Raw genomic sequence first — 18194 nt, 5'->3', positions numbered from 1 at the left:
TTCAGGCGGCCTTGACGTGCTGCCGGTGCTGCGGCGGCAGTTGCATCCTGACGGGCCGCGAACCGGGGCCGCCCACGTGCGAGAACGGCTGGTTGCGCCAGTCGAGGCCCTGCGGCAGGGACAGCAGGACGACGGGCTCCAGCTCCTCGGCGCCGGTGGGGTCCGCGGGCTCCGCCTCCACGGCGGGACGGCCGGTGCCGCGGCACACCGTGAGCCCGAACGGGTTCCACGGCGTCAGGCAGAGCGCGTGCTCCGGCAGGAACTCCTCGTCGGCGACGAGCGCGATGGCCTGCCCGCAGTCGGGGCAGGTCGCGTGGTGGATCTCGAAGGAATCAAAGTCCGGTTCGTCGTCCTCGACGAGGTCGTCGATATCGAGGGGCTCCGGCTCGGTGCGACCGGCGCGCTTGGTGTTCGGCATGGATGTACTCCCCCTTGGGTGGGCCGGGCAGACGGTTCGGGCCTCGGCCACAGCAAGCACTTCCCGCCACCGCGCACGAGTAACCACGACACCCCGGCGTACGCCTACATACCCCTGTGGTATTGGTCACATGCCCGCCGCAGGTGCCACTTCGGCGCCGTCGACACTGTGCCCGGGGGGTCCCGGGGACATAGGTTGGGCCGCTATGAGCGCAATGGAGGAGTTGGACCGTCAGATCGTGGAGCTGCTCGTCAGAGACGGGCGGATGAGCTACACGGACCTCGGCAAGGCCACCGGCCTGTCGACGTCGGCGGTCCACCAACGAGTACGCCGCCTGGAGCAGCGCGGTGTCATCCGCGGGTACGCGGCCGTCGTGGACCCGGAGGCCGTCGGGCTGCCCCTGACGGCGTTCATTTCGGTCAAGCCCTTCGACCCCAGTGCCCCCGACGACATCGCGGAGCGGCTGGCCGGAGTGCCCGAGATCGAGGCCTGCCACAGCGTGGCCGGCGACGAGAACTACATCCTCAAGGTGCGCGTGGCGACCCCGCTCGAACTCGAGGACCTGCTGGGCCGGATCCGCCACCTCGCCGGGGTGTCGAGCCGGACCACCGTCGTGCTGTCGACGCCTTACGAAGCCCGCCCGCCCCGCATCTGACGCGAACCGGCGCGAACCGGGCCCCCGACGTCCTCGCCGCCCCACGAAGGCGCGAGACTGTTCCGCATGACCCAGCGCGCCACCACCCCCGCGGACACCCCCGCCGACGCACCCCACCGCACCGTCCTGCTGCGCAGGGGAGAGGTGCACAGCCCCGCCGACCCCTTCGCCACCGCGATGGTCGTCGAGCGCGGCCACATCGCCTGGGTGGGCTCCGAGGGCGCCGCGGACGCCTTCGCCGAGGCGGCCGACGAGGTCGTCGACCTCGACGGCGCGCTGGTCACCCCCGCGTTCACCGACGCCCACGTGCACACCACCGCCACCGGACTCGCCCTGACCGGGCTCGACCTGTCCGACGCCCCCACCCTCGGCCGGGCCCTGGAGCTCGTATCCGCGTACGCGGACCAGCGGCCCGGCGACCGGGTCCTGCTCGGCCACGGCTGGGACGCAGCCCGCTGGCCGGAGCGCCGGGCCCCCCGCCGCGACGAGCTGGACGCCGCCACCGGCGGCCGCCCGCTCTACCTCAGCCGCATCGACGTGCACTCCGCCGTGGCCACCACCGCCCTGCTGGACCTCGTCCCCGGCGTCCGCGACCGCGACGGCTTCGAGGACGGCGGGCCGCTGACCCGGGACGCCCACCACGCCGTCCGGGACGCCGCCTTCGCCGCCGTCACCCCGGCCCAGCGCACCGAGGCCCAGCGGGCCGCCCTGGCCCGGGCCGCCTCCCTCGGCATCGGCTCGGTCCACGAGTGCGGCGGCCCGACCATCTCCTCGCCCGAGGACTTCACCGCCCTGCTGGAGCTGGCCGCCACCGAGCCCGGGGTCCGCGTCCACGGCTACTGGGCCGAGCAGGACGCCGCCCGCGCCCGCGAGCTCGGCGCCGTCGGCGCGGCCGGTGACCTCTTCGTCGACGGGGCCATCGGCTCCCACACCGCCTGCCTGCACGACCCGTACCTCGACGCCCCGCACACCGGCACGGCGTACCTGTCCGCCGCCGACGTGGCCGCGCACGTGGCCGCCTGCACCGAGGCCGGTCTCCAGGCCGGGTTCCACGCCATCGGCGACGCCGCCGTCACCGCCGTGGTCGACGGCATGCGGGCCGCCGCCGAGAAGCTCGGCACCGCCCGGATCCGGGCCGCCCGGCACCGCGTCGAGCACGCGGAGATGATGACCCCCGAGACCATCGCCGCCTTCGCGGAGCTGGGCCTGACCGCCTCGGTGCAGCCGGCCTTCGACGCGTACTGGGGCGGCGAGGAGGGCATGTACGCCGAGCGCCTGGGTGCCGACCGGGCCCGGACCCTCAACCCGTACGCGGCCCTGCTGCGCGCCGGCGTGCCGCTGGCCTTCGGCTCGGACGCCCCGGTCACCCCGCTCGACCCGTGGGGCACCGTGCGGGCGGCCGCGTTCCACCGCACGCCCGAGCACCGGGTCTCCGTACGGGCCGCCTTCACCGCGCACACCCGCGGCGGCTGGCGCGCCCTCGGCCGCGACGACGCCGGCGTCCTGGTGCCCGGGGCCCCGGCCGACTACGCGGTCTGGCGCACCGACGAACTCGTCGTGCAGGCCCCCGACGACCGGGTCGCCCGCTGGTCCACGGACCCCCGCTCGGGCACCCCCGGCCTGCCCGACCTCACCCCCGGCCGGGAGCTGCCGGAGTGCCTGGCGACCGTGGTGGGCGGCCGGACGGTCTACGTACGCCCACAGGAGTGATCCCGGTAGGGGCCGCTGCGCCGAACGACGTGGCCCGGGCCGGGGCGCTGCCCGCCCGGGCCTCCGCACTGACCAGGCGCTTCGCGGAGATCCGCTGGTCAGAGGCGTGTTGACAGCGACTGCCGGTCCGCGGGTAGGTTCTGCCCGGTCCACCACAGGACGTCCGGACCGGTCGAACCCGCACGTTCAGCGCGCCCGCGCCTCGGGGGCGAGGGAAGGTTTCGCCGGGCCGGCGGTGCGACCCGGGTGGGGCCCGGCCGTCCAGTAGACAACGGTCACGGCCGCCCGCAGCCGGTGGGGGAGCCGGACCGGCCCGAAGGACTCCGGGCCCCGATCCGCTCCGCCCCCACCACGTCTCGCTAAGGTGGGACTGCTGTGAACGGACGCGATAAGGGGTATCAGTGAGCGACGGCGGTGTGGGAGTCCCCCCGGGCGGAGCCCGGGAGAGGAAGTACGGGCCGCTCGGCACGACCCTGGTGATCATCCCGACCTACAACGAGGCGGAGAACATCAGGCCGATCGTCGACCGGGTCCGCGCGGCGGTCCCCGACGCGCACGTCCTGGTCGCGGACGACAACAGCCCCGACGGCACCGGCAAGATCGCGGACGAGATCGCGGCCGAGGACGACCACGTCCAGGTGCTGCACCGCAAGGGCAAGGAGGGCCTCGGCGCCGCCTACCTGGCCGGCTTCCGCTGGGGCCTGGAGCAGGGCTACGGCGTGCTGGTGGAGATGGACGCCGACGGCTCCCACCAGCCCGAGGAACTGCCCCGCCTGCTGACCGCGCTCAAGGGCGCGGACCTGGTCCTGGGCTCGCGCTGGGTGCCGGGCGGCCGGGTGGTCAACTGGCCCGCGCACCGCAAGCTCCTCTCGCGCGGCGGCAGCACCTACTCCCGCCTGATGCTCGACGTCCCGATCCGGGACGTGACCGGCGGCTACCGGGCGTTCCGCCGCGAGACCCTGGAGGGCCTCGGCCTCGACCGGGTCGCCTCGCAGGGCTACTGCTTCCAGGTCGACCTCGCCCGGCGGTCGGTGGAGGCCGGCTTCCATGTGGTGGAGGTGCCGATCACGTTCGTCGAGCGCGAGTTCGGCGACAGCAAGATGAGTCGCGACATCGTGGTCGAGGCGCTGTGGCGCGTCACCGCCTGGGGGCTGACCACCCGGGCGGGCAAGCTGCTCGGCCGCCCCTCCGGCCCCGGGCGCCCCTCCGGCCGCTGACCCTCCCGACCGGCCTTTATCCCGCTCCGGCGGCGCTCCCGGCACACTTGAGTGCATGATGAGCGGCATTTCCTCCCCGACGGCTCCCAGGCGTTCCCGGGCCCGTACGTTCCTGCCCCTCGCGGTCGTCGCGTGGGCGGTCCTGGAGATCTGGCTGCTGACCCTGGTCGCCCGGGCCGCCGGCGGCTTCACCGTGTTCGCGCTGCTCGCGGGCGGGGTGGTGCTGGGCGCGGTGGTCATCAAGCGGGCCGGCCGGCGGGCGTTCGCCAACCTCCGGGAAGGCGTCCGGGCCGCCGAGGCGGGCCCCGGCGGCGCCCCGGCCGCCCCGGGCCGGAGCGGCGGCAGCGGCAACGGCATGACGATGCTCGGCGGCCTGCTGCTGATGGTGCCCGGCCTGCTCTCCGACGCCGCCGGGCTGCTGTGCCTGGTTCCGGGCGTCCGCGAGCGGATCGCGAAGCTGCTCGGCCGGGCCTTCCAGCGCCGGCTGGCCACGGCCGCCCCGGGCGGCTTCGGCAGCGCGTACCAGCAGGCCCGGATCCACTACCCCGACGGAAAGGTCGTGCAGGGCGAGGTCGTCCGCGAGGACGCGCCCGCAGGACCTGGTGGCGCAGGCCCCTTCCAGCCCCCGCGCCCGCCGCTGACCCCCTGACCCCCTGACCCCCGAGCGCGACGAACGGCGCCGGGCCGCCCCGCAGCGGGGCGGCCCGGCGCCGTTCGCGCAGGTGCCCGGAGGATGCGGGGTCGTGCGCGGAGGATGCGGGGCGTGCGGGGAGTAGTGCGGGGCCGGGCCGTGCGAGCACGACGAGCCGAGGGCCGTGCCACCGGAAGTGGTACGGCCCTCGGCTCGTGATGTGCTTCGTACGCGGTTAGGCGGACTTGCGGCTGTCCCGCGGGTGCACAGCGATGTTCATGGCTCCGGAGCGGAGCACGGCCAGCCGCTCGGCCAGCACCTCTTCCAGCTCCTCGCGGGTACGCCGCTCCATGAGCATGTCCCAGTGCGTTCGCGCGGGCTTGCCCTTCTTCTCCTCGGGCCCGTCGCCGTCCACCAGGAGTGCCTGGGCGCCGCACGCCTTGCACTCCCACTCCGGCGGAATCTCCGCCTCAACCGAGAACGGCATCTCAAATCGATGTCCGTTCTGGCATGCGTACTCCACCGCCTGGCGCGGGGCCAGATCGATGCCACGGTCCGTCTCGTAGCTGGTAACCACGAGGCGCGTGCCGCGGAGAGCTCGCTCACTCATGAATCGTGCCTCCCGGGCTTGTCGCCCACAGGACAGGTGTCGCTGTCGTCGTCATCCGGTCAACGTCCGGTCGGCGGTATAGATTCCCGCTCCGGGTCGTGCGTCGCCCGTCGTGCCGCCCCTTGTTGTACCCACCAATGCCCGTTTTGTCACATCTGGCAGCAGATGTCACCCAACGTTTTCACTTGATGAGCACGCAGTAACGGTCCGCCTGGCAGGCCAAAGGCGTACACTACCGGCCTTTGACTTCGACGTCTAAATCCGGTCCGGAACCGGGTTCCCGGCGGCCGCCACGGCCTCCCGCACCGGCACCCGCGCCAGCAGCACGAACCCGAGTGCGAAGAACAGCACCAGCGAGATGATCGCGTCCCGGTAGCTGCCGGTCACCTGGTACGTCAGGCCGAACACCAGCGGCCCCACCCAGCTCACGCCGCGGTCGCTCATCTCGTACGCCGAGAAGTACTCCGCCTCCTTGCCCGCGGGCACCAGGTGCGAGAAGAGCGAGCGCGACAGCGCCTGGCTGCCGCCCAGCACCAGCCCGATCATCGACGCCAGTACGAAGAACCACACGGGCGCCCCGGCCGGGAGGAAGAACCCGGCCGCCAGGGTCACCGTCCACGCCACCAGGGACCCCAGGATGGTCTTCTTCGCTCCGAACGACACGGCCAGCCGGCCCATGGCCATCGCGCCCGCCACCGCCAGGATCTGGACCAGCAGGACCGCCGTGATCAGCGTGGAGTCCTCCAGCCCCAGCTCCTGCTTGCCGTACACGGAGGCCTGCGAGATCACCGTCTGGATGCCGTCGTTGTAGACCAGGTAGGCCAGCAGGAACGACAGCGTGAGCGGGTGCCGCCGCATGTCCTTGAGCGTGGCGACCAGCTGCTTCCAGCCGGACCCGGCCGCCGCGTGGCCGGCGCCCGAGCGGACCGCCGCCCGGTCCCGCAGCCGGCGCAGCGGGATGACCGCGAACGCGCCCCACCACAGGCCCGCGGAGGCCAGGCAGATGCGCACCGCCGCGTCCTTGGAGATCCCGAAGGACTCGTGCGACTGGAACAGGACCAGGTTCAGGATCAGGACGAAGGCACCCGCGGTGTAGCCGAAGGCCCAGCCGCGCGAGGAGACGGTGTCCCGCTCCGCCGGCTCGGCGATCTGCGGCAGGTACGAGTTGTAGAGCACCATCGAGACCGACATCGCGGCGTTCGCGACGATCAGCAGGACCCCGCCCAGCAGGTAGCGGTCGCCGCCGAGGAAGAACATCGCCGTGGTCGCGGCCGCGCCGGTGTAGGCGGCCGCCGCGAGCAGCGGCTTCTTGCGGCCCGTACGGTCCGCGGCAGCGCCCACCAGCGGCATCACCAGCACCGCGACGATCACCGAGACCGAGACGGCGTAGGCGAAGAACGAGCCCGACCGGACCGGGATCCCCAGCGGGTGGACGTATCCCCGCGCGTCCTGCGCCGCCTCCGCCATCGTCGTCAGGTACGGGCCGATGAACACCGTCAGCACCGTCGACGAGTAGACCGAGCAGGCGAAGTCGTAGAAGTACCAGCCGTGCTGCTCCCGCTTGCGTTCGGCCGCGCCCGGCACCGGCCCCTCGGCCGCCCGCCCCGCGCCCTGCTCTGTGGTCTCCGCACTCACCGGTGCCCCCTCGTTCCCGTCCGGCACGGGAAGGTGTTACCGGCGGTCCTGGCAGGTCAGGCCCAGGCTCCGCGCTGGTCCAGCACCGTGCGCAAGATGTCGATCCGGTCGGTCATGATGCCATCGACACCCAGGTCGAGGAGAGCCTCCATACGTTGCGGTTCGTTCACGGTCCACACGTGGACCTGCAGGCCCCGCTCGTGGGCCGTCCGCACGAACCGGCGGTCGACCACGCGGATGCCCGCCTGCACCTCGGGGACCTGTGCCGCCACCGCTCCCACGCGCAGCGCCGCCGGGATCGCGTACGAACGCAGCCGCAGGCCGACGACGCCCGACATCCCGTACGAGGTGGCCAGCCGCGGCCCGGCCAGCCGCTGCGCCCGGGCCACCCGCCGCTCGGAGAACGAGCCCACGCACACCCGGTCCCACAGGCGCGCCCGCGCGATGTGGTTCACCAGCGGGAGCAGCGCCGACTCGTCCTTGACGTCGATGTTCCAGCGGGCGTCGGGGAACTCCTCGACCAGGTCCTCGAACAGCGGCAGCGGTTCCGCGCCCCCCACGCGCGCCCGGCTCACCTCGCTCCAGGGCAGCTGCGCGATCCGCCCGGTGGCGTCCGTGACCCGGTCGAGGGTGGAGTCGTGGAAGGCGACCAGTTTGCCGTCGGCGGTCGCGTGGACGTCGGTCTCGAAGTACCGGTAGCCCGCGTCGGCGGCGCGCCGGAAGGCGGCGGCGGTGTTCTCCAGCCCGTCCGCCGCCCCGCCCCGGTGGGCGAAGGGGATCGGGGCGGGGTGGTCCAGATACGGATGGCGTACGTGCGTCACGGCGGCAGTATGCACGCCCGCCCGGACCGGGGGCCGACCGGGCAGGGCGCGGGCGGATGGCCGGACGGTGAACCTTGGCCCCGGCGGGACCGCCCGCGCCCGGCGGACGGATCCGCGCCCCGGCGGACGGATCCGCGCCCCGGCGGACGGACCCGCCTCCGGCGGCCCCGGGCGGGGCCGACCCGGGCGGGGCCTGGACGCGGCGGGGCCTGGACGCCCCCGCAAGAACCCCTCTGGTGCCGCGGGCAGGCCACATGGCACCCTGGACCCCCGGGAAGCGGTCCAAAGCGGCCGTCCCACCCGGACCAGACGGCCAATCCAGTGAAGGTGGACCGGACGACATGGCCCAGTGGACCTCCGCCGTCGGCGCGACCCAGCTCGCCCGGCTGATCAGCTCCCAGCAGCCCGTCCCGGCCGCCGGCGGCGCCCGCAGGCCGCCCGCCTACCGCGCCCTGGCGGACGGCATCCGGCTGCTCGTCCTCGAGGGCCGGGTCCCCGTCGCCGCCCGGCTGCCCGCCGAGCGCGAGCTGGCCGCCGCCCTGTCGGTCAGCCGGACCACCGTCGCCGCCGCGTACGAGGCCCTGCGCGGCGAGGGGTTCCTCGAGTCCCGCCGCGGCGCCGGCAGCTGGACCTCCGTGCCCGCCGGCAACCCGCTGCCCGCCCGCGGCCTCGAACCCCTGCCGCCCGAGTCCCTGGGCTCCCTCATCGACCTCGGCTGCGCCGCCCTCCCCGCCCCCGAGCCCTGGCTGACCCGGGCCGTCCAGGGTGCGCTGGAGGAACTGCCGCCGTACGCGCACACCCACGGCGACTACCCCGCCGGACTGCCCGCGCTGCGCCGCATGCTCGCCGAGCGCTACACCGCGCGCGGCATCCCCACCATGCCCGAGCAGATCATGGTCACCACCGGGGCGATGGGCGCCATGGACGCCATCTGCCACCTCTTCGCCGGGCGCGGCGAGCGGATCGCCGTCGAGTCGCCCTCGTACGCCAACATCCTCCAGCTGATGCGGGCCGCCGGGGCGCGCCTGGTGCCGGTGGCCATGACCGACGGGCTCGGCGGCTGGGACCTGCCGGTGTGGCGCCAGGTGCTGCGCGACGCCGCGCCGCGGCTGGCGTACGTGGTGGCCGACTTCCACAACCCGACCGGCGCCCTGGCCGACGAGGAGCAGCGGCGCGCCCTCGTCGAGGCGGCCCGCTCCGCCGGCACGGTCCTGGTCGTCGACGAGACGATGATCGAACTGCACCTCGAGGACGACCTGGAGATGCCCCGCCCGGTCTGCTCCTTCGACCCGGCCGGCAGCAGCGTCATCACCGTCGGCTCCGCCAGCAAGGCCTTCTGGGCCGGCATGCGGATCGGCTGGGTCCGGGCCGCCCCCGACGTGATCCGCAGCCTGGTCGCCGCCCGCGCGTACGCCGACCTCGGCACCCCCGTCCTGGAGCAGCTCGCGGTCAACTGGCTCATGCGCACGGGCGGCTGGGAGCAGGCGGTGGAGCTGCGCCGGGTACAGGCCCGCGACAACCGCGACGCCCTGGTGGCGGCGGTCCGCCGGGAGCTGCCGGACTGGGAGTTCGAGGTGCCGCGCGGCGGCCTGACCCTCTGGGCCCGGGCCGGCGGGCTGTCCGGCTCGCGGCTGGCCGAAGTGGGGGAGCGGGTCGGGGTCCGGGTGCCGTCCGGACCGCGGTTCGGTGTCGACGGCGCCTTCGAGGGGTACGTGCGGCTGCCGTTCACCGTGGGCGGCCCGGTCGCCGACGAGGCCGCCGCCCGGCTGGCGACGGCCGGCCGGATGCTCGACACGGCGGCCCCGGGCACGGCGGAGGCCCTGCGCACCTTCGTGGCCTGACGGCCCGCGGGCCCGCCCCGGGGCCGGGTCCGGCCCGTGGGGGGCGGCCCGGCGGGCCCGCGGCCCCGGGTGTCCGGCGGATCACGGCCGGACGCCCGGGGCGGCTACCGGGGCGGCTAGTCCTTGACCGTGCTGACCTCGGCAGCCTCCGCGGCGGCGACGGAGCGGCCGCCGGGGACCATGTCCCCGCCCCCGTGGTCGGCGGTGCGGTGGGCCGGCAGCAGGTCGAGCACCGCCTGCCGCTGCGTCGGCGAGGTGGCGTCGTCGTACGGGTCCGGGGTCGCCGGCACCTGCAGCCGGTGGACCGGGCCCATGCCCAGGCGCGCGTACCCGCGCCCGGGCGGCATCACCGCCGTCGGGGTGGTGCTCGGCGGCGCCCCGAGGACGCCCGCGATCTGCGACGCCGAGGCCGGGCCGAGGACGACCCGGGCCCGGGTGTGGGCGAAGACGCCGTCGGTGAGCAGCTCCAGGTTCTCGAACTGCTCGGCGACCACCACCGTCACCGTGGCCGACCGGCCGTGCCGCAGCGGGACCTGGAGCAGCGCCAGTGGGTCGGGCCGGCCCTCGGCGTGCGCGAGGTGGCCGAGGACGCTCGGCCGGTCGAGCAGGATCCACAGCGGCCGCCGGGTGTCGTCGGGGGCCGGCCGGCCCGCCTGCAGGGCCCGGTTCGCGGCGATCAGCCGCCGCTCCGTCTCGTGCGCGGCCCACTCCAGCGTGGCCAGCCCGCCCGCCAGCCCGCACTCCACGGCCAGGACGCCCGCGCGGCCCACCAGGCACGCGTACTCCCCGGCCCCGCCGCCGTCCACGATCAGCACGTCGCCCTGCCGCAGCGCCTGCAGGGCGAGGGAGCGGACCAGCGTCGAGGTGCCGCTGCCGGGCTGGCCCACGGCCAGGAGGTGGGGTTCGGTCGCCCGTCCGCCGGTGCGCCACAGCACCGCCGGCACGTCGCGCGGCCGGCCGTCGTGGGTCACCGGCAGGGTGCGCTGCACCACGCTCGTGTCGGTGAAGCCGAGGACCACCTCACCGGGTGCGGTGACGAACGGCTGGGCCGGGATCTCCGTCGGCAGGGCGGGCAGCACGCTCATGTCGAGCTGGTTGGCCTCCTCGTCCCAGGCGAAGAGGTACTCGCGGCCGCGCCCGGACTTGGCGTGCAGCAACTGCTCGATGCGGGCCCGCGACGCGGCCTCGCCGTCGGTGAAGTACGCCGGGTAGCGGATCCGCAGCGTGGTCAGCCGGCCGGCCTCGTCGAAGGCGTACCCGCTGAGGGCCTTGTCCCAGGCGCCGCCGTGCGTGAAGAGCGGGGCGGGGTCCTCGGGGACGGCGAAGTAGGGGACGAGGGCTTCGTAGAGCCCCGCGAGGCGTTCGGTCTCGGCGTCGGACGGCCCGCTCCTGGGCGGCGTGCGGTCCCGGCCGTGCCAGGCGGCCGCGACCGTGACGGCGCCGACGGCCAGCAGCGGACCGTACGGGACGAGTACGACCGCCAGCAGGCAGGCCGCCACCAGGAAGAGCGTGGGACCGCGCCTGTCCTTGGGGGTGTCGGCCCACCTGCGCCGCCCGGTGGCGGCCAGGACGCGCAGGCCGCGTCCGATGGTGAGGAGCGGATGGAAGACGTCCGTGGCACTGTCGGCGGCCGTGCGCGCGAACTGCCGGCTCCTGGCCAGCGAAGCGCTGCCGCTGCTGAGGATGCGGGGAAGTGGTCGCCGGGCCACGGGCGTCTCCTGGAGTTGTCTCTTGCGTGTCGTGCGTACCGGACGCCGTCCAGCGGCGGCCGGGGAGGGGGTCAGGACTCGACCGGGGGGATCAGAGCTTGATGCCCCCCAGCAGTGAGGCGATGCTCGCGGTGCTGGCCGTGATGCTGGGGGCGATGGCGGAGCCCGCGAGGAAGAAGCCGAAGAGCGCGGCGACGAACGCGTGCGACAGCTTCATCCCGTCCTTGCGGAAGAAGAGGAAGCAGATGATGCCGAGCAGTACGACGCCCGAGATGTTCAGGACCATGGGTTCTCCTGGTAGGTGGGGACAGTCACCATCAGTTGTTCCAGGCTCACAGGAAGTATCTATGCGATAAAAGGTGCATACGGGTGAATTGCGGTGGATTTCACTTGACTGGGCGCGTTCGGGTGGCGGGCAGGGCGGCTTCGGGGGCATTCCGGGGCGGTACCCGCCGTGTCCGCGCAGGGGCAGTACCCTGTCGATTCACTCGTACGGACCCAGTGCCGTACCCCCCACGGCCCGCCCGGCCTGGGGAGACTCAAGCCGGCAGCCCTGCCGGGAGCGGTGGAAAGGCGGTACGTCAGATGAGCGGGACCCCGGAGCGCGCGGACAACCCGGAGACCCCCGACGCCGACGTGGTCGAACTGGCCACCAAGATCTTCGATCTGGCGCGGCAGGGAGACGCCGCGACGCTCGGCGCCTACATCGACGCGGGCGTGCCGGCGAACCTCACCAACGACCGCGGCGACACCCTCGTGATGCTCGCCGCCTACCACGGCCACGCCGAGGCCGTCACCGCCCTGCTGGCCCGCGGCGCCGAGGCCGACCGGGCCAACGACCGGGGCCAGACCCCGCTCGCCGGAGCCGTCTTCAAGGGTGAGACGGACGTCATCCGCGCCCTCCTCGCCGGCGGCGCCGACCCGGACGCGGGCACGCCCTCCGCCGTCGACACGGCCCGCATGTTCGGCAAGGCCGACCTGCTGGAGCTCTTCGGGGCGGCAGGGGACTCGCAGGGCGCTTGATCGGCGGCCGCGCCGCAGGGGAGGCCGTAAATGTGGTCGCGGCGCGCAAACCGGCTGGGTCATCATGGCGTCGGATCGGGACATCGCCCGACATCACGGGGGGAAGCTCCGGACACTGACGAAAGGCTGAAGGTGATGGTCTACATCAAGCGGAAGACGACTGCGGGCGCCTCGACATGCTGTTACGCGGCCACGTGAACCCCGTTTCCCGGTTGCGTCCCCAGCTTGATTTGAGGCCATTCCCATGTTCGAACCAGTCATAGCGCCAAGCGGAACCCTGCTCGGCCTCCTTCAGAGGGGCCGCGGCGACGGGACCCTGCACGCGCTCGCGGCACCGCGCCCGGAGGCGCTCGCCGCGCTGAACCACTGCGTGCTGCGCGACCCCCGCCGCGACTGGCAGGTCGAGAACCGCTCCCTCTACTACGCACGCCTGTACCTGGACCTCAACGGCCCGCTCACCGAGATCGAGGCCCACCTGTTCAGCGCCGAGGACCTGCTCGACCAGGACGAGGACCCGGACGAGAACCGCACCGGCCTCGCCCTGTCCGTCCTGGGCCACCTCGCGTCCTACGGTCGCGACGACGCGCTCATGCTGCTGCGGCGCTACGCCGCGACCGGCGCGAACTGGTCCTGGGCCCTCGACGAGCTCGCCGTCCGCGACGACGACGCCGGCCTGCGCGGCCTCGGCCCCTCCGTCATGCGCCGCTTCCCCGCCACCCCTGACGGCGAGGCTCGACTGGCGACGGCGGTGCGCGACGCGTACGAGCCCCGGCCCTGGCGGCTGTGGGAGGAGCTCCCCACCTACCGGGCCCGCCTCGCGGCCGCCCGCGAGCAGGGCAGCTTCGACCGCTGGCAGCGCCAGCTCTCCCCGTCCGGGCCGCGCCCGGGCTGGAGCGTACGGGCCGTGCTCGACTGGGCCGAGGAGGGCCTGCGGCGGGGTACCCCGCTGCACGTGCCGGCCGCCCGCTGCCTGGCCGCCGTGGCCACGCCCGAGGACCGGCCGGAGATCCTGGCCGCGGCCGTCTCGGGCCCCGAGGCCGCCCGGGCCACCGCCCTGCACCACCTGGTCGTGGCCGAACCGGAGAACCCGGCGGTGCTCGACCTGATCGAGGCTGCGGCCGACGACGAGGCGGCGGTCGCGGCGTACGAGCGCATGCTGACCCCGCTCGCCGTCGACCGGGCCCGCACCTGGGTGCACCGGCAGGACGCGCTGGGCGCCGCCGCCGGCCGGATGCTCGCCGACCGCGGCGACCTCGCCGACGCCCCACTGGTCCTGGGCGCCCTCCGGGACGCCGTACGCGGCGACGGGCCCGACTCCGCCGCCCTGTGGCCGCTGGTCGACGGGGCCGGCCGCCTCGAGATCGCCTGTGCGGCCCCCGTCCTGCGGCACGTCTACCGCGAGACGGCCTCCTCCCACCTGCGCGGCCGCGCCGCCGCGGCGCTCTCCGCCACGGACCCCCGCTTCGCCGCGGGCTTCGCGGTCGAGTGCCTGTGGGACTGCGAGGAGTCCACGCGCGAGCTGGCCGCCCGGTACGCCGAGACCGGCGACGTCCGCGTCGTCGACCGGCTGCGCCGCCTGGCCGCCGATCCGGCGGAGGAGGAGGACGTCCAGTCCGCCGTCCGCAGCCGCATCACCCCCGACCCGGCCCTGTAACCCGGAGCCCGTCAGCACCTCCCGGCCCCCGACCCCGCGCAGGCGGTCGGGGGCCGGGTGCGATCCTGGCCGCATGAACGGACCCGGCGGCTCGCGCGAGCGCGACATGACCCTCACCCTCATGGCCGTCCTGGCGGCCGACCGCCGGGACCAGCTCGCCTGGCTGGGCGGGCGCGCGCTGGACACGGGCGCCCTGGCCGAAGAGGCGGAACTGTTCTGCCGCGTCTGCGAGGAGCTCGCGGACCGCGGGCTGTTCGAGCCCGAGGCCCTGCGCGGGCTCCGGGCCGTCCGCCGCACCCTGGGCGGGCTCGCCGCCGCGGACCGCGCGGCCCCGTGGTCCGACGCCCTGACCACCGACCCGGCGTGGGACGAGATACGCACCCTGGCCCGCGGCATCCTCGTCTCGGAACTCGGCGACTGGCGCCGACCGCTCCCGCGTCCGGCGAGACCCGCCGGCCCGCCCGCGGGCGACCGCTGACCGCCGTCGGGCTGCCGCCGGAAATCGGTGGGGCCGCAGCCCCCGAGCTGCGATCATGCCTCTGTTTCCCAGCGGAGGACATGTGTTCGTTTTCGTGTGCGCGGGGTGCGGCGCCGAGCTGACCGCTCCGCTGTCCGAGGTCGCCCTGCCCGTCCACGCCCGCCAGTCGTACGGGAACGGGATCCAGCTCCCGGTCCTCATGGACCCGGGCACGTTCGCGGTGGACCCGGAGCCGTGGGGACCGCCGTGGCGGTCGTGGTCCGAGGTCCCTCCGGAAGAGGCGGCCGCCCGGGGCATCCACGCTCCGGTCCACCGCGTCTCCGACGGCCCGCCGGGCGCGATCGTCGTCGCCCCGGGCGACACCCGCGGCACCGTGCTGCTCCCGGAGAACCGCGGCTCCGGCAACTGCTGCGGCCTCGACGGCGCCGGCGGCCCCAACACCGCCTGCGCGGAGTGCGGCGTTCCCGTGGCGAGCCGGATCGACGACTGCTCGCTCTGGCAGGCGACGTGGTTCGCTCCGGACGCGGTGCGCCGCCTCCCCGTCGGCGGGGGCCATGCCGCACCGCGCCCCTGGGAGGAGCTGATGGCGGAAGAGGACGGCACGCCCCCGTTCGAGCCCGTCACCACGTGGGGCGCGCGCCAGCGGGCCGGCCACTGGTCGGACCACTACTGGTCCTGGAGCCCGCGGTGGGAGGCGGCGGCCGGCCGGGCGCTCGCCCACCTGCTGGCCGCCTCGGAGGGACGGCCGGTCATCGTCCCCGACGGTCTGGCCGGCGAGATGTTCCAGCGCGCCCTCGACACCCTGCTGCCGGCCGGCCCGCGGCCGCGGCGCGCCGTCCTGGCCGGGCCGGAGCGGCCGGCCCCGGACCAGGACGCCGACATCGCCCTGGTCCCCGTCCACCCGCAGACGGGCCGGGCCTGGGCCCCGCCCGGCCCGACGACGTATCCCGTGCCCTTGCCGTTCGGAGTGTGGCGGTGGCTCGTCTCACCCGAGCGGGACCTGCTCCTGCCCGCCTCCGGAGGCCTGCCCCACGGCGTCCTGCGCGACGACTTCGATCCGCCCGCCCCGCATCCGCTGCACCTCTTCCGGGCGGACGGGCGCGTGCTCGGGCACACGCTGGCCCGGCTGCCGGACGTCCGCAGCCCGTGGCTGCGCACGATCTTCGACGCCCTCATGAGGGCCGAGTACGCGGGCCTCTTCTAGGGCCTGGACGCGCGCCGCCGGACGCATCGCCTCAGGGCGGCGACGGTCGCGTCCGCCCCTCACGCAACCGGCTCCCCGGTCAGCCCGGGACGAAGACCACGGGCGTGCCCGGGCGGGCCTGGGCCGCGAGCGCCAGGGCGGGGGGTGGGACGACCCCGATGACCGGGTAGCCGCCGGTCACCGGGTGGTCGGCCAGGAAGACGACCGGGAGCCCGTCCGGCGGGACCTGGACCGCCCCCAGGACCATGCCCTCGCTCGGGAGTTCGCCCTCGCGCACGCGCGTCAGGCGCGGCCCGCCCTCCGTCCGCAGTCCGATCCGGTTGCTCGCCGGGGCCACCCGGTAGCGCGCGCCGAACAACGCCCCCGCCCGGAACCAGTCGTCCCGCGGCCCCGGCCGCACCGGCAGCACCAGCTCCGCGGGCGGCGCGGGCGTCCGTACGACGTCCGCACCCGCCACCGGAGCGGCCGGCGCCGGTCCGACCGGCAGCCGCACCCCGGCGGCGAGCGGGGCGGGGCCCAGCCCCGAGAGCAGGTCCGTGGACCGGCTGCCGAGCACGGCCGGCACCGCCAGCCCGCCGCGCACCGCCACGTACGTCCGCAGGCCCGCCACCGCCCGGCCCACCTCCAGCACCGCGCCCGCGGGCACCCGTACCGGTGCGCCCCAGGGGGCCGGCCGGCCCGCGACGAGCACCGGGCACGGGGCGCCCGTCACCGCGACGGTGACCGGGGCGTCGGCGCGCAGCGCGACGCCGTCCACGGTGGTCTCCAGGCCGGCCGCCCCGTCGGGGTTGCCGAGCAGCCGGTTCGCCAGCGTGAGCGCCGGGAGGTCCAGCGCGCCCGAGTGCGGCACGCCGACGTGCGCGTACCCGGGGCGGCCCAGGTCCTGCACGGTGGTCAGCGCCCCCGGCCGCACGACCTCCAGCTCCACGGCCTCCGCCCCCGTCTCCGCCTCGGCCGCCACGGCCTCCGTCTCCGCCCCCTCGTCCGCCGCCATGGCCTTCGCCGCCTCCGCGTCGGCCCCCACGGGCTCCACCGCCTCTGCGTCGGCCCCCACGCCCTCCGGCCGCACCGCGCCCCCGCGCATCCGTCCGCCCCCGCGCATCCGTCCGCCCCCGCTCATCCGTCCGCCTCCGCGAACCGCACCCGCGTCCCCGGTGCGAAGAGCGCCGCCGGGTCGCGGTCCGGGTCCCACAGCACCGCGTCCGTCGTCCCGACCAGCTGCCAGCCGCCCGGCGACGAGCGCGGGTACACCCCCGCGAACTCGCCCGCCAGGGCCACCGACCCGGCCGGCACCGCCGTCCGGGGCGTGGCCCGGCGCGGCACGTGGAACCGTTCCGGCAGGCCCGTCAGGTAGCCGAACCCCGGCGCGAAGCCGCAGAACGCCACCCGGAACTCCACCGACGCCATGACCTCCGGCACCGGCGCGCCCCACAGCGCGGCCACCTCGGCCAGGTCCGGGCCGTCGTACCGCACCGGGACCACCACCTCCGGTCCCGTGGCCGGGGCCAGGTCCGGAACCTCCCAGCCCGGCAGCCGCGCGGCCAGCCCCGCCGCGTCCCGCACCCCGTCCAGCAGCACGGTCCGCGCCGCCGGCACGATCTCCCGTACGCCCCCCAGCTCGCCCGCCGCCCGCCGGCGCAGCAGCTCCGCGTGCACCGCGGCCACCTCCGCCGCCGAGTCCACCTCGACCAGCAGCGCTTCCCGGCCCACCGGCAGCACGCGCATGCGCACGCTCACGCGAAGGCCCCGATCCTGATCCCGGCCCCCTCCAGGGCCGCCCGGACCCGGGCCGCGAGCTCCGCGGCCCCCGGCGTGTCCCCGTGCAGGCACAGCGACCGCCCCGCGCGCGCGCCCGCGAGGGCCAGCGCCTGGGCGATCACCGCGGCCGGCTCGTGCAGCACCGCGCCCGGCTCCGAACGGGGCACCAGCGTGCCCTCCGCCGTGTACGCGCGGTCCGCGAAGCACTCCGGGACCGCGCGCATCCCCGCCTCCCCGGCCGCCCGCAGCAGCCGCGAACCGGGCAGTCCGAGCACCGGCAGCCCGGTACCGGCCGCCAGCCGCACCCCCTCGACCACGGCCGCCGCCTGCTCGACGTCGTGCACGGTCCGGTTGTACAGGGCGCCGTGCGGCTTGACGTACGCCACAGCGGCCCCGGCCGCCCGCGCGAACACCTCCAGCGCGCCGATCTGGTACGCCACCTCGTCCGCCAGCTCGCGCGCGGGCACCTCCATCGCCCGGCGCCCGAAACCGGCCAGGTCCCGGTACGACACCTGGGCGCCGATCCGCACCCCGCGGGCCACCGCCAGCTCGCACACCCGCCGCATCGTCGAGGGGTCCCCGGCGTGGAAACCGCAGGCCACGTTGGCGCTGCTGACCACCGAGAGCAGCGCCTCGTCGTCGGTCAGGGTCCAGCGCCCGAAGCCCTCGCCGAGGTCCGCGTTGAGGTCGATCACCGACGTGTCCGGCGCCGCCGCGTCCGGTGCGATCATGGAAGCCATGCCGTGAGCGTAGGACAGGCCCCCGCCCCGCATCCCCGCACCCGGGGAGGATCGGGTCGAACCACGCCGTTTGGGTCGTTGTCGGGGGGA

The 18194-nt window shown here is 75.4% G+C and carries 18 protein-coding genes; 9 read left to right on the top strand and 9 right to left on the bottom strand.

What is annotated here, in order from left to right; all coding sequences use genetic code 11:
* Window position 1: 1 nt before the first annotated feature.
* On the bottom strand, window positions 2–418 hold the full coding sequence (locus IF43_RS0113500; protein WP_030199058.1) for a hypothetical protein: 417 nt from the start codon (window positions 416–418) through the stop codon (window positions 2–4).
* A gap of 214 nt (window positions 419–632) precedes the next feature.
* On the opposite strand from IF43_RS0113500, the gene IF43_RS0113495 reads away from it, so the two are divergent.
* The 4 genes from IF43_RS0113495 to fxsA all read left to right on the top strand — a co-directional run bounded on the left by IF43_RS0113495 (window position 633) and on the right by fxsA (window position 4649).
* Complete coding sequence (locus tag IF43_RS0113495; protein ID WP_030199054.1) at window positions 633–1073, top strand: Lrp/AsnC family transcriptional regulator; 441 nt, start codon at window positions 633–635, stop codon at window positions 1071–1073.
* A gap of 66 nt (window positions 1074–1139) precedes the next feature.
* Window positions 1140–2783: an amidohydrolase gene (locus IF43_RS0113490; RefSeq protein ID WP_051795273.1), complete on the top strand. Its 1644-nt coding sequence runs from the start codon at window positions 1140–1142 to the stop codon at window positions 2781–2783.
* A 401-nt stretch (window positions 2784–3184) separates the two neighbouring features.
* Window positions 3185–4000 carry a polyprenol monophosphomannose synthase gene (locus tag IF43_RS0113485; RefSeq protein ID WP_037888409.1) on the top strand — a complete coding sequence of 272 codons (816 nt, stop codon included), beginning with the start codon at window positions 3185–3187 and terminating at the stop codon, window positions 3998–4000.
* 55 nt (window positions 4001–4055) lie between these two features.
* Complete coding sequence (gene fxsA, locus IF43_RS0113480) at window positions 4056–4649, top strand: FxsA family membrane protein (protein ID WP_030199038.1); 594 nt, start codon at window positions 4056–4058, stop codon at window positions 4647–4649.
* 217 nt (window positions 4650–4866) lie between these two features.
* On the opposite strand, the gene IF43_RS0113475 is transcribed toward fxsA, so the two are convergent.
* From IF43_RS0113475 to IF43_RS0113465, 3 genes are all read right to left on the bottom strand, one after another.
* Window positions 4867–5241: an RNA polymerase-binding protein RbpA gene (locus IF43_RS0113475; RefSeq protein WP_003959706.1), complete on the bottom strand. Its 375-nt coding sequence runs from the start codon at window positions 5239–5241 to the stop codon at window positions 4867–4869.
* A gap of 255 nt (window positions 5242–5496) precedes the next feature.
* Window positions 5497–6876, bottom strand: coding sequence for an MFS transporter (locus IF43_RS0113470; RefSeq protein WP_030199034.1), 1380 nt, complete (start codon window positions 6874–6876; stop codon window positions 5497–5499).
* Between the two features lie 56 nt (window positions 6877–6932).
* The gene (locus IF43_RS0113465) at window positions 6933–7697 is read right to left on the bottom strand and encodes a glycerophosphodiester phosphodiesterase (protein WP_030199031.1); all 765 of its coding nucleotides are present in this window, start codon (window positions 7695–7697) and stop codon (window positions 6933–6935) included.
* Window positions 7698–8038: 341 nt separating this feature from the next.
* Here IF43_RS0113465 and IF43_RS0113460 point away from each other — a divergent pair, with 341 nt between their 5' ends.
* On the top strand, window positions 8039–9538 hold the full coding sequence (locus IF43_RS0113460; protein WP_030199028.1) for a PLP-dependent aminotransferase family protein: 1500 nt from the start codon (window positions 8039–8041) through the stop codon (window positions 9536–9538).
* A gap of 116 nt (window positions 9539–9654) precedes the next feature.
* On the opposite strand, the gene IF43_RS0113455 is transcribed toward IF43_RS0113460, so the two are convergent.
* Together IF43_RS0113455 and IF43_RS0113450 are read right to left on the bottom strand one after the other, a co-directional pair.
* Window positions 9655–11247 carry a hypothetical protein gene (locus IF43_RS0113455; RefSeq protein ID WP_234332145.1) on the bottom strand — a complete coding sequence of 531 codons (1593 nt, stop codon included), beginning with the start codon at window positions 11245–11247 and terminating at the stop codon, window positions 9655–9657.
* Between the two features lie 91 nt (window positions 11248–11338).
* The gene (locus IF43_RS0113450; RefSeq protein ID WP_030199023.1) at window positions 11339–11533 is read right to left on the bottom strand and encodes a hypothetical protein; all 195 of its coding nucleotides are present in this window, start codon (window positions 11531–11533) and stop codon (window positions 11339–11341) included.
* A 299-nt stretch (window positions 11534–11832) separates the two neighbouring features.
* Here IF43_RS0113450 and IF43_RS0113445 point away from each other — a divergent pair, with 299 nt between their 5' ends.
* The 4 genes from IF43_RS0113445 to IF43_RS0113430 all read left to right on the top strand — a co-directional run bounded on the left by IF43_RS0113445 (window position 11833) and on the right by IF43_RS0113430 (window position 15606).
* A complete protein-coding gene (locus IF43_RS0113445; RefSeq protein ID WP_030199020.1) occupies window positions 11833–12270 on the top strand; it encodes an ankyrin repeat domain-containing protein in 438 nt (145 codons plus the stop codon).
* Window positions 12271–12514: 244 nt separating this feature from the next.
* Window positions 12515–13924: a hypothetical protein gene (locus tag IF43_RS0113440; protein WP_030199018.1), complete on the top strand. Its 1410-nt coding sequence runs from the start codon at window positions 12515–12517 to the stop codon at window positions 13922–13924.
* Between the two features lie 73 nt (window positions 13925–13997).
* A complete protein-coding gene (locus IF43_RS36440) occupies window positions 13998–14402 on the top strand; it encodes a hypothetical protein (RefSeq protein WP_037888404.1) in 405 nt (134 codons plus the stop codon).
* An 82-nt stretch (window positions 14403–14484) separates the two neighbouring features.
* Entirely contained in the window at window positions 14485–15606 is a 1122-nt protein-coding gene (locus IF43_RS0113430) for a hypothetical protein (RefSeq protein ID WP_030199015.1), read from the top strand.
* 79 nt (window positions 15607–15685) lie between these two features.
* Here IF43_RS0113430 and IF43_RS0113425 read toward each other — a convergent pair whose 3' ends face one another.
* From IF43_RS0113425 to IF43_RS0113415, 3 genes are read right to left on the bottom strand one after another with little or no spacing between them, the layout of a single operon-like run.
* The gene (locus IF43_RS0113425; protein WP_267884776.1) at window positions 15686–16726 is read right to left on the bottom strand and encodes a biotin-dependent carboxyltransferase family protein; all 1041 of its coding nucleotides are present in this window, start codon (window positions 16724–16726) and stop codon (window positions 15686–15688) included.
* On the bottom strand, window positions 16723–17331 hold the full coding sequence (locus IF43_RS0113420; protein WP_030199008.1) for an allophanate hydrolase subunit 1: 609 nt from the start codon (window positions 17329–17331) through the stop codon (window positions 16723–16725). Before IF43_RS0113420 ends, IF43_RS0113425 begins: the two co-directional genes overlap by 4 nt.
* 8 nt (window positions 17332–17339) lie before the next feature.
* Window positions 17340–18059: a LamB/YcsF family protein gene (locus IF43_RS0113415; protein WP_030199005.1), complete on the bottom strand. Its 720-nt coding sequence runs from the start codon at window positions 18057–18059 to the stop codon at window positions 17340–17342.
* Window positions 18060–18194 lie beyond the last annotated feature (135 nt).

Source organism: Streptomyces sp. NRRL S-87, from assembly GCF_000719335.1.
Taxonomy (GTDB): domain Bacteria; phylum Actinomycetota; class Actinomycetes; order Streptomycetales; family Streptomycetaceae; genus Streptomyces.
This window is presented reverse-complemented; position numbering and strand designations above follow the sequence as displayed.